Origin of the sequence: Fictibacillus nanhaiensis (genome assembly GCF_023715445.1) — a bacterium.
GTDB lineage: Bacteria > Bacillota > Bacilli > Bacillales > Fictibacillaceae > Fictibacillus > Fictibacillus nanhaiensis_D.
In genome coordinates, this window is the sequence record NZ_JAMBOD010000002.1 from 254,075 (window position 1) to 265,980 (window position 11,906).

General features: G+C 41.3%; 12 protein-coding genes. 2 read left to right on the forward strand and 10 right to left on the reverse strand.

The features are described 5' to 3' along the window. Positions 1–6: 6 nt before the first annotated feature. The 4 genes from M3196_RS09245 to M3196_RS09260 all read right to left on the reverse strand — a co-directional run bounded on the left by M3196_RS09245 (position 7) and on the right by M3196_RS09260 (position 2,902). Entirely contained in the window at positions 7–177 is a 171-nt protein-coding gene (locus M3196_RS09245) for a XapX domain-containing protein (RefSeq protein WP_066294023.1), read from the reverse strand. 220 nt (positions 178–397) lie between these two features. Next, positions 398–760: a hypothetical protein gene (locus M3196_RS09250; RefSeq protein ID WP_251321986.1), complete on the reverse strand. Its 363-nt coding sequence runs from the start codon at positions 758–760 to the stop codon at positions 398–400. Between the two features lie 34 nt (positions 761–794). Then, positions 795–2,465: an arginine--tRNA ligase gene (gene argS, locus M3196_RS09255; RefSeq protein ID WP_251321987.1), complete on the reverse strand. Its 1,671-nt coding sequence runs from the start codon at positions 2,463–2,465 to the stop codon at positions 795–797. Further along, a complete protein-coding gene (locus tag M3196_RS09260) occupies positions 2,462–2,902 on the reverse strand; it encodes a DUF1934 domain-containing protein (RefSeq protein ID WP_066294028.1) in 441 nt (146 codons plus the stop codon). Before M3196_RS09260 ends, argS begins: the two co-directional genes overlap by 4 nt. Positions 2,903–3,125: 223 nt before the next feature. Here M3196_RS09260 and M3196_RS09265 point away from each other — a divergent pair, with 223 nt between their 5' ends. Continuing rightward, positions 3,126–4,142, forward strand: a complete 1,017-nt coding sequence (locus M3196_RS09265; RefSeq protein ID WP_251322160.1) for an NADP-dependent oxidoreductase — start codon at positions 3,126–3,128, stop codon at positions 4,140–4,142. 104 nt (positions 4,143–4,246) lie between these two features. Here M3196_RS09265 and M3196_RS09270 read toward each other — a convergent pair whose 3' ends face one another. Then, a complete protein-coding gene (locus M3196_RS09270; RefSeq protein WP_251321988.1) occupies positions 4,247–5,101 on the reverse strand; it encodes a GAF domain-containing protein in 855 nt (284 codons plus the stop codon). A gap of 111 nt (positions 5,102–5,212) precedes the next feature. Continuing rightward, entirely contained in the window at positions 5,213–6,952 is a 1,740-nt protein-coding gene (locus M3196_RS09275) for a PAS domain-containing sensor histidine kinase (protein ID WP_251321989.1), read from the reverse strand. 234 nt (positions 6,953–7,186) lie between these two features. Between M3196_RS09275 and M3196_RS09280 the strand changes: the two genes are divergently transcribed. Next, on the forward strand, positions 7,187–7,807 hold the full coding sequence (locus tag M3196_RS09280) for an AmiS/UreI family transporter (protein ID WP_251321990.1): 621 nt from the start codon (positions 7,187–7,189) through the stop codon (positions 7,805–7,807). Between the two features lie 51 nt (positions 7,808–7,858). Here the strand turns inward: M3196_RS09280 and speB are convergent, their stop codons facing one another. From speB to M3196_RS09300, 4 genes are all read right to left on the reverse strand, one after another. Beyond that, complete coding sequence (speB, locus tag M3196_RS09285; RefSeq protein WP_251321991.1) at positions 7,859–8,731, reverse strand: agmatinase; 873 nt, start codon at positions 8,729–8,731, stop codon at positions 7,859–7,861. 61 nt (positions 8,732–8,792) lie between these two features. Further along, on the reverse strand, positions 8,793–9,620 hold the full coding sequence (gene speE / locus M3196_RS09290; RefSeq protein WP_251321992.1) for a polyamine aminopropyltransferase: 828 nt from the start codon (positions 9,618–9,620) through the stop codon (positions 8,793–8,795). Between the two features lie 319 nt (positions 9,621–9,939). Next, entirely contained in the window at positions 9,940–10,179 is a 240-nt protein-coding gene (locus tag M3196_RS09295; protein ID WP_251321993.1) for a hypothetical protein, read from the reverse strand. A 418-nt stretch (positions 10,180–10,597) separates the two neighbouring features. After that, positions 10,598–11,884 (reverse strand): amidohydrolase, encoded by a 1,287-nt coding sequence (locus M3196_RS09300; protein ID WP_251321994.1) that lies wholly within the window; start codon positions 11,882–11,884, stop codon positions 10,598–10,600. Between the last annotated feature and the right edge of the window lie 22 nt (positions 11,885–11,906).

The following is an 11,906-nucleotide window of genomic DNA, read 5'->3' on the forward strand; positions in this document are numbered from 1 at the left end:
ATGCACTCACTTCAAAAAGGTGGCAGCTACCCATCCATATAGCTGAAAACCGAGATAGATACCAACAATCCCCATAATTCCAGGAAGCGCTGGCGGTGCTGGTATCGGAAGTTTGAACATCGCAAAAACAAACCCTACAACAGCGCCCGTGATTATCGATAAAAGAATTAATTTCATATGTATGTACCTCCTAAATCAAGTCGAGTTACCAAACCTATCTCTTATTAATATGGCGATTTCACCTAACAATATCCCCTTTTTCAAGTGCTCCTGCTATTTTTGTGACAGCTCATAATATTTTTTGATGATTCGCATTTGACCCCGATGGCGTAGTTCATCTTCAAACAGGAGTCGGCTCATACAGCCATGAATTTGGCAGTGCTCTGATTCGATATCGCTAATCAAAAATGGACTTTTGCTCGATGTAGTCATATTTATTTACTCCTAGCCTGTAAGTTGCTTTTTTAGAATTCAAGAAAAGAAGATAAATTCCTTTTTTGCTAGCAGCTGAAGCTTTTACGGTACGTGTTCTTTTATTTATTACACGTTCGCTCAATAACTGCTGCTTTTCGCTCAAACTACCCTTAGTTTCACTCCATCCACCGCTAGTTTCGCTCAATGACCCGACAGTTTCGCTCAAACCACGTTCAGTTTCGCTCAAACCGGTCCAAGTTTCACCCCAAATGCCTGTCGTTTCGCCCGGTGAACTCGAATTGACCTCTAAAAAAACAAAAAGCTGACTACCAAAAACACAATTCATGTCTTTTGGGTCAGCCTTTTCGTCATTTATTCACTTACATACGCTCTGGAGCTTCAACTCCGACGATGTTCAATGCGTTCTCAATTGTTACTTGTGTTGCTTTCATCAATGCAAAACGCGCTTCTGATTTTGTTTTGTTCTCCGGGTCCAGAACACGCTCTGCGTTATAGAAGCTATGAAGAGCAGAAGCCAGCTCAAACACATAATTCGTTACGCGATGAGTCAATAGCTTTTCAGCTGCTTCATTAATAACTGCAGGGAATTCCCCGATTTTCTTCAAAAGCTCAAACTCTTTTTCAGAATCGATCTGAGATAGATCCAAGTCTCCGTCATAAGAAAGACCCATTTCTTCCCCTTGGCGAAGCATGCTGCATACTCGGGCATGTGCATACTGCACGTAGAACACTGGGTTTTCATTTGATTTCGAGACAGCTAAATCCATATCAAAATCAAGATGGGTATCATTTGAACGCATCGCGAAGAAATAACGAGTCGCATCGATGCCCACTTCTTCCATTAATTCACGAAGCGTAACAGCTTTACCTGTACGCTTACTCATACGAACTTTCTCTCCGTTTTGGAAAAGAGACACAAGCTGGATGATCATGACATCAAGCTGTTCTTTTTCATAGCCAAGCGCTTGAATCGCTGCTTTCATACGAGGAATATAGCCGTGATGGTCCGCTCCCCAAATGTTGATCAGCTTTTCAAAACCGCGCTCAAACTTATCGTTGTGATAAGCGATATCCGGTGTTAAATAAGTAAACGAACCATCATTTTTGATTAGTACACGGTCTTTATCATCACCGTAATCTGTCGTACGGAACCAAGTTGCCCCTTCTTCCTCATAAACAACGCCCTTAGCTTTTAACTTCTCTAACGCTGCTTCAATCTTCCCATTTTTATAAAGAGACGTTTCAGAGAACCACACATCAAAATCCACGCGGAATTCAGCTAGATCTTCCTTAAGCTTTTCTAGTTCACGTTTAAGACCATATTCACGGAAAAAGCTTACACGTTCACTTTCTTCTTTATCCAGCCAAGAATCGCCGTATTCCGCAGCAAGATCTTTACCGAACTCAATAATATCTGCACCGTGGTAGCCGTCCTCAGGCATTTCTTTTTCTTTGCCAAGCGCCTGGATGTAGCGGGCTTCAATCGATGTTGCCAGATTATTGATCTGGTTTCCAGCATCATTGATGTAGAACTCACGTGAAACATCATATCCAGCGTGGTCTAGAATGTTGCAGATCGTATCACCAACAGCTGCTCCGCGGGCATGCCCTAAGTGAAGCGTACCAGTCGGGTTCGCTGATACGAACTCAACCTGAACCTTCTTGCCGCCGCCATGTTCAGTGCGTCCGTAATCTTTGCCTGCCTTTATAACAGTCGGCACAAGCTCTGTTAAATAAGAGTTATCCATGTAGAAGTTAATGAAACCAGGACCTGCAATTTCAACTTTCGCGATAGACGCTTTACTTTTATCAAAGTTTGCTACAAGCTCGTCCGCGATCAAGCGCGGTGCTTTCTTTGCGATCCGCGCAAGCTGCATCGCCATGTTCGTCGCAAAATCTCCATGAGCTTTATCTTTTGGTACTTCAAGAACCACTTCTGGCAGTTCTTCTTTTTTAGCAAGTCCTGCTTTAACGACTGCTTCTTCAATCTCTTCTTTTAACAGGTGCTTGACCTGGTCAAGGATATTCATGCTTTTGCCTCCTGAAAATTAATCTTGATCCGATGTGTTCCTGTATGTTCACCCTGCAGAACCAGTTCGTATGCGAGTTTTAGATCCCCTGTTTGATTTTGCTGATTCCACCGGAAATTCATTTCATGTGTAGTGGTTTCCATCCAAAGCTGGCCATAAGGGCTATCATACATCCCTTTTGTTGTCTGGCCGATTAAATATTTCTGTTTCATAGATACACTGCCTGAGCGTATGATCAGAATTCCAGCGTGTGTAATTTTAATCACATTATTGACAGAACCCGCACCTTCTATCTCTTCTTTATATTGAAGATATGTCACGTCCCCTCTTTTATAGAGCTTTCCGTCTGTCTCGGTGTAATGCTTTTCTTTTTCACCGCTAAAATGGACTTCCGAACTTATTGCAAGCGCAACAGACAATTCCGTATCTTGATCCATGCGAACAACACTTCCTTTTTTGGTGTAACCTTACCTTTAACTTACCTATTATAAAAGATTTTACCGCTTCCGTTCAACCATATGGGTGTACTTTAAGAAAATCATTTCACTTTAGGGGGTACATTTATCCTCGAAAAACAAAAATGAGCGTTTGTTTTGGAATGAGTTGCATTTTGCGGGTATGATGACAACGAGAAGATGAATTATAGATTAGAGGAGGATGATGATGAAAAACGAGAGAATTTTACTTGTGAACCGTCCAAAGGGAGCTCCAGAAAAAAGTGATTTCCGTTTTGAAGAAACAGCATTACCAGAGCCTGAAAATGATCAGGTACTTGTAAAAACAATCTATCTTTCTGTAGATCCCTATATGAGGGGACGCATGAACGACCAAAAATCGTATGTGCCGCCTTTTGAATTAAACGAAGTCATTTCAGGAGGAGTTGTTGGCCAGGTGATTCAAACTCGTTCAGCTGAACTGGCTGAAGGCGATTTTGTGATCGGCAACCTCAGCTGGCAAAAATACAATGCAGTAAGTGATGCTTCCGTACGAAAGCTTGATCCTTCCATTGCTCCGCTTACCGCAAATCTAGGTGTTCTTAGAATGACGGGCTTGACTGCTTATTTCGGTTTGCTTGATATCGGTAATCCCCAAGAAGGAGAAACAGTCGTAGTCAGCGGTGCTGCAGGTGCAGTCGGAACGATCGTCGGTCAGATCGCAAAGATTAAAGGTGCACGTGTTGTAGGTATTGCTGGTTCTGATGAGAAAATTTCGTATTTGAAGAATGAATTAGGCTTTGATGCGGCTATCAACTATAAATCAGACAATGTATATGAAGGGCTGAAGGCTGCATGTCCAAATGGTGTGGATGTATATTTTGATAACGTCGGCGGCGAAATTTCTGATCATGTTCTTCGTCAGATCAATAAAGGCGCGCGTATTGCCATCTGCGGCCAGATCGCTCTTTATAATTTAGAAAAAATGGATGTAGGTCCGCGTATTCAGAGTCAGCTGCTTATCAACAGTGCACTTATGAAAGGATTTATTGTGAGTGATTATGCGGCTCATTTTGAGGAAGGTGCTGTTCAGCTCGCAAAATGGCTGAAAGAAGGCAAGCTTTCTTACAGTGAAAATATCGTAGACGGCTTTGAAAATACGATAGATGCTTTCTTAGGACTGTTTTCTGGGGAAAATACAGGAAAACAGCTTGTGAAAGTAGCTGAACCTGAGAATGTATAAAATAATTAGACATAACTTTTTAGTCAGTATTTAATCCCGTGAAAAAACCAATCTCCTGGCGGATTGGTTTTTTTATACGATTTAATGGCGAGAGAGTTGAAGTATTACTTTTCGACTAGTGAATATCCAATGTATTCAAGAGCAGATTCAATGTCATTGACAAATTTAGTATTTAAGTTATTTAAATCTCTATTGTTCACTTGTTCCTTGGCAAACTCGGGAGTGACAGCTGTAATGATCGTGTCAACACCCATTAGATTTAAAGCCTCAGTCATATGAAAAAGAACGTCAGGGAACTCGTTTCTTTCATTAAGAAGCTTAGATAAATCAATAATAAAATAACTAATTTCATGTTCTGCAGCAGCTTGCAGTACTTCCCTTATGATCTGTTCCGAACGTTTGTCATCTACAATACCCTGTAAAGAAAGAATAGATATACCATTTGTGATTGGGATGATCGGAACACTTAGAAATCCGATATTGTATTTTGTCTGATCCAGCTCAATCATGTGAGATAATATATCAGCTATTGATTTTAGATAGTTGATATCTTCTTCGGAAAAATTTCTTTCTTCTCTGTCCATCACACATAACGTACCGAACACATTTCCATTTAAGTCTTTTAACGTCACACCTAAGAAACCTTTGACGTTTAATTGACCAGTAACTTCTAACTCTCTTGTAATAGCATCTTTCATTAAGTTTGTGGTATGCATGACGTCACCTTCATTCATGATGATTAAACGACAATACGTTCCACCGTACTCTACACTGTAACCTTCTGGTATAATCTCTTCTTCTTCATTATAGGAACTGAGGACAGTCATCGCTGTTTCTCCTCTTTTGGTTACGTAGGTAGTTTTCACGTTTAATTGTTTACTGATCAATTTAAACATCTTTTGGGAAACAGACTTTAACGAATAGTAATTAGACATCATATTTTTCTGATTAACAGTCACTTTATCCCCCCTGAAAAACTTTTAATGTATCTTAATGGCCATAGTATATCACTAAAGCTTTGATTAGATGAAACAAAGGCTGACTCATGATTACGAGTCAGCCTTCACTATTCAAACAGGAAAAATCATACTAACCGTCGTCCCTTTCCCTTCGACACTATGAAACTTAAGCTCTCCTTTATGCTCTTTCATAATTCTTGAACTTACCATCAAGCCGAGACCGGTCCCTTTTTCTTTTGTTGTATAAAAAGGTTCCCCGATTCTTTCTAGGCTGTCAGCCGGGATGCCGCATCCTTGATCTGTAACGTTCAGATGAATTCGGTCATCTATCATTCTTCCTTCAATGGAGATGATTCCGCCTTCTGCCATAGAGTCCATAGCATTTTTAACCACATTGATCAGAACCTGCTTCAATTCATTCTCTTCGGCGGTAATAAAGGGCAACTTTTCACATAAATCACTTTGAATTTGAACGTTTTGAACGAGTGCCTCTGGCTGAAGCAATTTTTCAACAAAATCAACCAGCTCCTGAAGTGACGTTTTTTTGTATGACTTCATTTGTGGTTTCGCCAGCAATAACAACTGTCCCATAATTTGATCAATACGGTTTAATTCTTTATGCATGATATTGTAATATTTCGTTGCATCGAGCTGTTCACTTTCCTGAAAAAGCTGAATGAACCCTTTTAGTGAGGTTAAAGGATTTCTGATCTCATGTGCGACAGATGCTGCAAGCTGGCCTACGATTGAAAGTTTATCGGATTGGCGAAGCATCTCTTCCGACTTTTTACGTTCGGATATATCACGTGTGACTCCGATGAGCTCGACCACTTTTCCCTTTTCATCCGTAATGCTTTTACAAGACGTCTCGAGCCAGACGTAATGACCTTTCTTATGCTGCAGTCTGAATTGAACAGTTGCAGTGGAAGGCCCATTCATCAATTGTTCATGTCCTTTACGTAAGGCAGCTTCATCATCGGGATGCAAGATGCCATATCCGGTCTGCCCGATCAACTCCTCTGGCATTCGTCCAAGAAGCGTTTCCGAAGCAGGAGACACATACGTATATGTACCATCAAGCGTATGTGTTGTGATCATATCCATCGCGTTTTCAGCAAGCAGCCTGTATCTCGCTTCACTCTCTTCAAGCAATATACGAGATTCAATCTTATCCGTTACTTCCCGTCCAAAAACGAGCAGATTTTTACGTGAGCCATCAGGGTTAAAGACTGGGATTTTATATACATCAAAAAAACGGGTGCTTCCATCTCTTGCAGGCACAAACTCTTCGCACCGAACAATTTCTTTTGACTGCCAGACTTGTTCATCCGTTTCAATGCAGTATTGGAAAACTTCACGGAAGAAGGGTTTAATCTCTGCAAGGTCAGCATCTGTCTTCCCGGTAAAATCAAATCCTGACAGCTCGAAAAGCTTGCTCACAAATTTATTTGCGAATACGAAACGCCCGTTGCCATCTTTTATACCAATAAAATCTGGAACGATGTTCATTAATGTTTTTAACAATGGTTCTTGGCAGGAGTGAACGATCGAAGGCTGCTCTTTCAATATAAAATACCGGTAGAATTCTTCTTTAACTGGCAGCAAGCCTTCAGAAATCTTTACACTAACAAAGCCTTTTGCTGTTAAAAGGGTTCCTTCTTCTCCATCTTTATGACGCAAAACGACTTCCTCAAATAACTTGTCTTTTGTAAAGGTTTCTTCTTCTGTCAGTTGAAGAAAGTGTTTATTTACTGCAGTAATTTTCATGCTTGGTGCAACTAGCAAAACCGCTTCTGATAGCTGGTCAATAAATTCCTGTAAATATTTTATATCTTTTGTAACCGCTTCCATTATGACCATTCCCCTCCTTTTCCCTGTTAGTTTCTCTATTTTTAACTATAGCAAAAACGACTGAAATGTTTAACAAATTTCGACATTTTCTGATAAAATCTGTTGAAATTTTTACATAACCCTCTTTTTTCTTTAAGTTCCCATTGATTTACTTTATTTCTTTATATATATTTAGTGAATGTAGGAGGTCAGACCTCTAAAGAATAATGAAATTAAAAGTGATGAGGGAATTCTATGGGTGCTATTGGATTATTATTTTCTGGGGCAGCATTGTTTTTGAACAGTTTGATGCTGCTCGGTAAAGCAGAAGAAAAAAGTGTAGCCTTTTTTAATATATTGGTTGGGGTATTGCAGGTCATTACTCCGATTTATTTAATGATTACATCTGATCAATCGAACTGGTCAATGTTCAACAATGGAGCTGTCTTTTTATTTGGATTCACCTATCTCTATTTAGGTGCAACGATTTTGAAAGGGTTCGACTCCAGTGGTCTTGGCTGGTATTCACTATGGGTGGCGATGATGGCCCTCGTTTATGCGATTGTATTTTACATTCAGGAAAACGATGTATTGAACGCACTTATATGGGTGATGTGGGCATTTCTATGGTTCTTATTCTATTTATCGTCAGCTCTTAAAAAGCCATATGAGGCTTTTATCGGAAAAGTTGCCTTTGTTCAATCATGGATAACGTTAACGTTTCCCTCTTTGTTCATGCTGCTTGATATGTGGCAGTCTGCAAAGCTTCAGCAAATTTGGATGATTGTATGTGTCATATCTTCATTCTATTTTGCAGTGGAAGCTATAAAATTTTTTAAAGTGAAAAAGAAGCAGCTTCACGAAGTTACACAATAAAGAAATCCCGGCTTAAGCCTAAACACTTAAGTACCGGGATTTTTCTACTTTTTATTTCACCCAGCCAAGCAGGATTTCACGAAGGAATTTGCTTGCTGCGATTGGTGTTTGTTCTGATGAATCATAAATGGGAGCTACTTCTACCAAATCTGCTCCAATGATATTGATGTCTGCTTTTGCAATTAACTGAATGGCTTCAAGAAGCTCTTTAGAAGTGATTCCGCCAGCTTCTGCCGTTCCTGTTCCTGGAGCTGCAGATGGATCAAGCACATCGATGTCGATTGTTACATAAACGTTGCGCCCATTTAATGTAGGAAGTACTTCTTTTAATGGCTCTGCTACGTCGAACTTATACATATGCATGCCGCTTGTTCTTGCAAACTCAAACTCTTCGCGCATACCAGAACGGATTCCGAAAGAATACACGTTTTCTGCACCAACAAGATCGCAAACTTTGCGGATCGGTGTAGAGTGAGAAAGAACCTCACCTTCATATTGCTCGCGCAGGTCAGCATGTGCATCAATATGGATGACCACGTAATCATCATACTTTTGCTTAAGTGCCTTAAAAATAGGCCAAGTCACAAGATGCTCTCCACCCATTCCGAGCGGGAACTTATTGTCGTTTAACAGGGTTGATACATACTCCTCGATCATATCCAGTGAACGCTGTGCGTTACCGAAAGGAAGAGGGATATCTCCTGCATCAAAGTAGTTCACTTCTTCAAGATGCTTGTCCATGTAGGGGCTATACTCTTCAAGTCCTAAAGAAGCCTCACGAATTCTAGCAGGACCGAAACGGCTTCCCGGGCGGAACGAAACCGTCCAATCCATCGGCATTCCGTAAAGAACTGCATCAGCACTTTTATAATCAGGTTTACTTAAAATAAACACATTTCCAGAATAAGCTTCATCAAAACGCATTGTTTTTACACTCCTTATATGTAAAATACGGGGAGCTCTTATAAAAGCTCCCCTCAATTTTTTATTTCAATAGGTCACTCACGAACTTCGGCAACGCGAAAGCAGCTGTGTGAAGCTGTGGTGTCCAATATTTAGTTTCGATCTCATGGAAACGATCAGCTGGCACTTCTAACGGATCGTGTTTCTTTGAACCGATTGTGAATGTCCAAAGACCGCTTGGGTATGTTGGGATGTTTGCTGTGTAAAGACGAGTGATCGGGAAGATCTCGCTGACATCTTTGAACACTTGAGAGATCAACTCAGGCGTGAACCATGGGTTGTCCGTTTGTGCAACAAAGATTCCGTCTTCTTTTAGCGCTTTAGAGATTCCTTCATAGAAACCTTTTTCAAAAAGCTTAGCAGCAGGTCCGACAGGCTCAGTTGAATCTACCATGATTACATCATACTCGTTCTCGCTAGTTGCGATGTGCATGAAGCCGTCGTCTACTTTTACTTCAACACGCGGATTCTCTAGTTCACCAGCAATTTCAGGTAAGTACTTCTTAGAGTACTCGATAACTTTTCCGTCAATCTCAACAAGCACTGCTTTTTCAACAGATGGGTGCTTTAAAACTTCACGGATTACTCCGCCGTCTCCGCCGCCAACTACTAAAACGTGCTTAGGGTTTGGATGTGTGAAAAGAGGTACGTGTGCAACCATCTCGTGGTATACGAACTCGTCCTTTTGCGTTGTCATAACCATGCCGTCAAGGATCAGCATGTTTCCGAACTCTTCAGTCTCAACCATATCCAGCTTTTGGAATTCTGTTTGCTCAGATACATATGTTTTGTTAATCTTCATCGTAATTCCGAAATTTTCTGTTTGTTTTTCTGTAAACCAAATACTCATGTTGGTCTCACTCCTACTATATATTTTGAAATGCCAGGCATCGAAAGTTTCAATCTTTTACAAACAAAATGATTATAGCATTCCAAGACCCAAGATTCCAATTCAATTTTAATAAGAATTTAAGCCAATTTTGACCGGCTTCTTCTTAACTGTACTACAATAATGTTTCCCTAATCTTCTTCCCTTAAAAATAGGACAATCACCCTGTTTCTTTCGGCTGACTTTTCACCCCTTATAAAGTGGTATAATGAAGACAGCGTACAGAAGGACAGACGGCCGGCGCATTCCCTTTTATAAACTGGAGCTGGACATCTCGCTGTTAACGCAGCTTACAGTTAAGGGGGGTGATGCCTCTGACGATCTTTGAGGCGTTGATGTTTGCGGTCGCTTTTAGCTCGCTTATCGTTACTGTCCTTACGTCTAAAAATAAATAGGCCTCTGTCACACGTGTAAAGGCATCCGGGTTTCCGTAAGATAAGCCCGGCTTCGCTTTTCCGGCTCGTGTGTCCCTTCTGGCGCCCCATTCGTCCGTGTTTCTTGCACGGGCGTTTTTAATCAACTTAGTGGCACTCGCTCTATTAGGCAGAATTGCGTTTAGAGTACTGCGCCATTATCTCGAACAGCGAAAGCGAGGAAAAGACCCGGTCTTCTATGCGGATAGCATCCCTACTTTGGGCAAACTAGAAGGATGGGAAAAGGCACCTGAAGAAGAACAAAGAGTTTCATAAGGTAAAAGAAGAGGGGTCTCTTAATAAGACGCCCTCTTCGTATGTGTAAGTTACGTTTGGTGCATAGATCAGCCTATTTAGTGCATAGAAGCTCAATTTCGGTGCATAGAAAAACCATTGGTGCATAGGTCATTCTGTTTGACGCATAGAAGGACTGGTTTGGTGCATAGAATTTCTTTTTTGGCTCATAGGATGATGATTTGAGCGCATAGACATTTCAAAACCTCTTTAAGTCATCCTCTTCTTCTTTTACAGCCTTCCTAACAGCTGTTTCGTGCGCTCTTTTGCGTTTGCCATCACTTTTTCTTCGTCTATTGTCTTTAACTCCCGGCCGCGCATCACGACTTCTCCATCGATGATCACCGTATCCACATCTTGTCCGGTCGCTGCATAAACGAGAAGATTCGCTGTTTCATGGCCAGGGGTTAAATGAAGTTTGTTCATATCCATTAAAATGAGATCAGCTTTTTTCCCGGCTGTTAAGGAACCTATTTCCTCTCCGACCCCTAAAATATCCGCTCCATTTTGCGTGGCCATCGTCAACACGTCATGTGCACTTAACACTGCAGCATCTTCATACTTTAACTTTTGGAACCAGCTCGCTGCTTTCATTTCAAAAAATAGGTCAAGCGAACTCGCGCTAGCCGGTCCATCTGTACCAAGTCCCACTTTAATCCCTGAATCTAATAGTTTCTTAACATCGCTTATTCCACATCCAAGTTTCGCATTGCTGACCGGATTGTGGATAATACCGCCTTTTATGGACTCTAAAATTTTATAATCGTCGTCATTGAAATGAACACCATGAGCGAGCAGAACCGGCCGCTCGAAAACACCTGCCTGCTGCAAGTATTGAACAGGGCGCATTTTATATTTTTCTTGAATCATACGCTCTTCATCTTTCGTCTCTGCCAGATGAATGTGCAGCGGGACGTTCTTCTCTTTAGAAAGACCAACTGCAGCTTTCAAAAAGTCAGGAGGACACATATACGGAGAATGCGGAGCGATCATGGTTGTCACTCTCCCATTTCCTTTCCCGTGCCATCGATCCACGACTTCAGATGCTTCTCGTAAACGTCCTTCATAGTTAGCATCCATCGCGATAAGCCCGCGTGCAATGACCGCACGAATACCCGATTCAACAGCCGCTTCAGCGATCGTGTCCATTCCGATATACATATCCGCATATGCCGTCGTACCGCCCTTGATCATCTCAGCCATGGATAAAAGAGCACCCCAATACCGGTCTTCGTCATTCATCTTCATCTCAAGAGGCAGCATCTTTTCGTTCAGCCAAGTCATCAAGGGCACATCGTCACTATAGCAGCGCAGTAATGACATCGGCGTATGCTGATGCCCGTTCACTAATCCAGGCAACGCAAGCATGCCTTTCCCGTCTAATTTTTCAATTGATTCCTCATATGTAAAGTTTCCTATTTTCGCAATCTGGTTGTTCTTTATCAGGATATCACCGGTATCTACGCTCCACTTTCCGTCTTCGGATACCTTCATATATCGAATGTTTTCTATCAGCATTTCCCGTACCTCCTTCATCTTC

What these genes read in the sequence shown, in the direction of transcription:
- M3196_RS09245 (WP_066294023.1), bottom strand. Translation starts at nt 177, where the DNA reads ATGAAATTAATTCTTTTATCGATAATCACGGGCGCTGTTGTAGGGTTT.
- M3196_RS09250 (WP_251321986.1), bottom strand. Translation starts at nt 760, where the DNA reads ATGAATTGTGTTTTTGGTAGTCAGCTTTTTGTTTTTTTAGAGGTCAAT.
- argS (WP_251321987.1), bottom strand. Translation starts at nt 2,465, where the DNA reads ATGAATATCCTTGACCAGGTCAAGCACCTGTTAAAAGAAGAGATTGAA.
- M3196_RS09260 (WP_066294028.1), bottom strand. Translation starts at nt 2,902, where the DNA reads ATGGATCAAGATACGGAATTGTCTGTTGCGCTTGCAATAAGTTCGGAA.
- M3196_RS09265 (WP_251322160.1), top strand. Translation starts at nt 3,126, where the DNA reads ATGATGAAAAACGAGAGAATTTTACTTGTGAACCGTCCAAAGGGAGCT.
- M3196_RS09275 (WP_251321989.1), bottom strand. Translation starts at nt 6,952, where the DNA reads ATGGAAGCGGTTACAAAAGATATAAAATATTTACAGGAATTTATTGAC.
- M3196_RS09280 (WP_251321990.1), top strand. Translation starts at nt 7,187, where the DNA reads ATGGGTGCTATTGGATTATTATTTTCTGGGGCAGCATTGTTTTTGAAC.
- speB (WP_251321991.1), bottom strand. Translation starts at nt 8,731, where the DNA reads ATGCGTTTTGATGAAGCTTATTCTGGAAATGTGTTTATTTTAAGTAAA.
- speE (WP_251321992.1), bottom strand. Translation starts at nt 9,620, where the DNA reads ATGAGTATTTGGTTTACAGAAAAACAAACAGAAAATTTCGGAATTACG.
- M3196_RS09300 (WP_251321994.1), bottom strand. Translation starts at nt 11,884, where the DNA reads ATGCTGATAGAAAACATTCGATATATGAAGGTATCCGAAGACGGAAAG.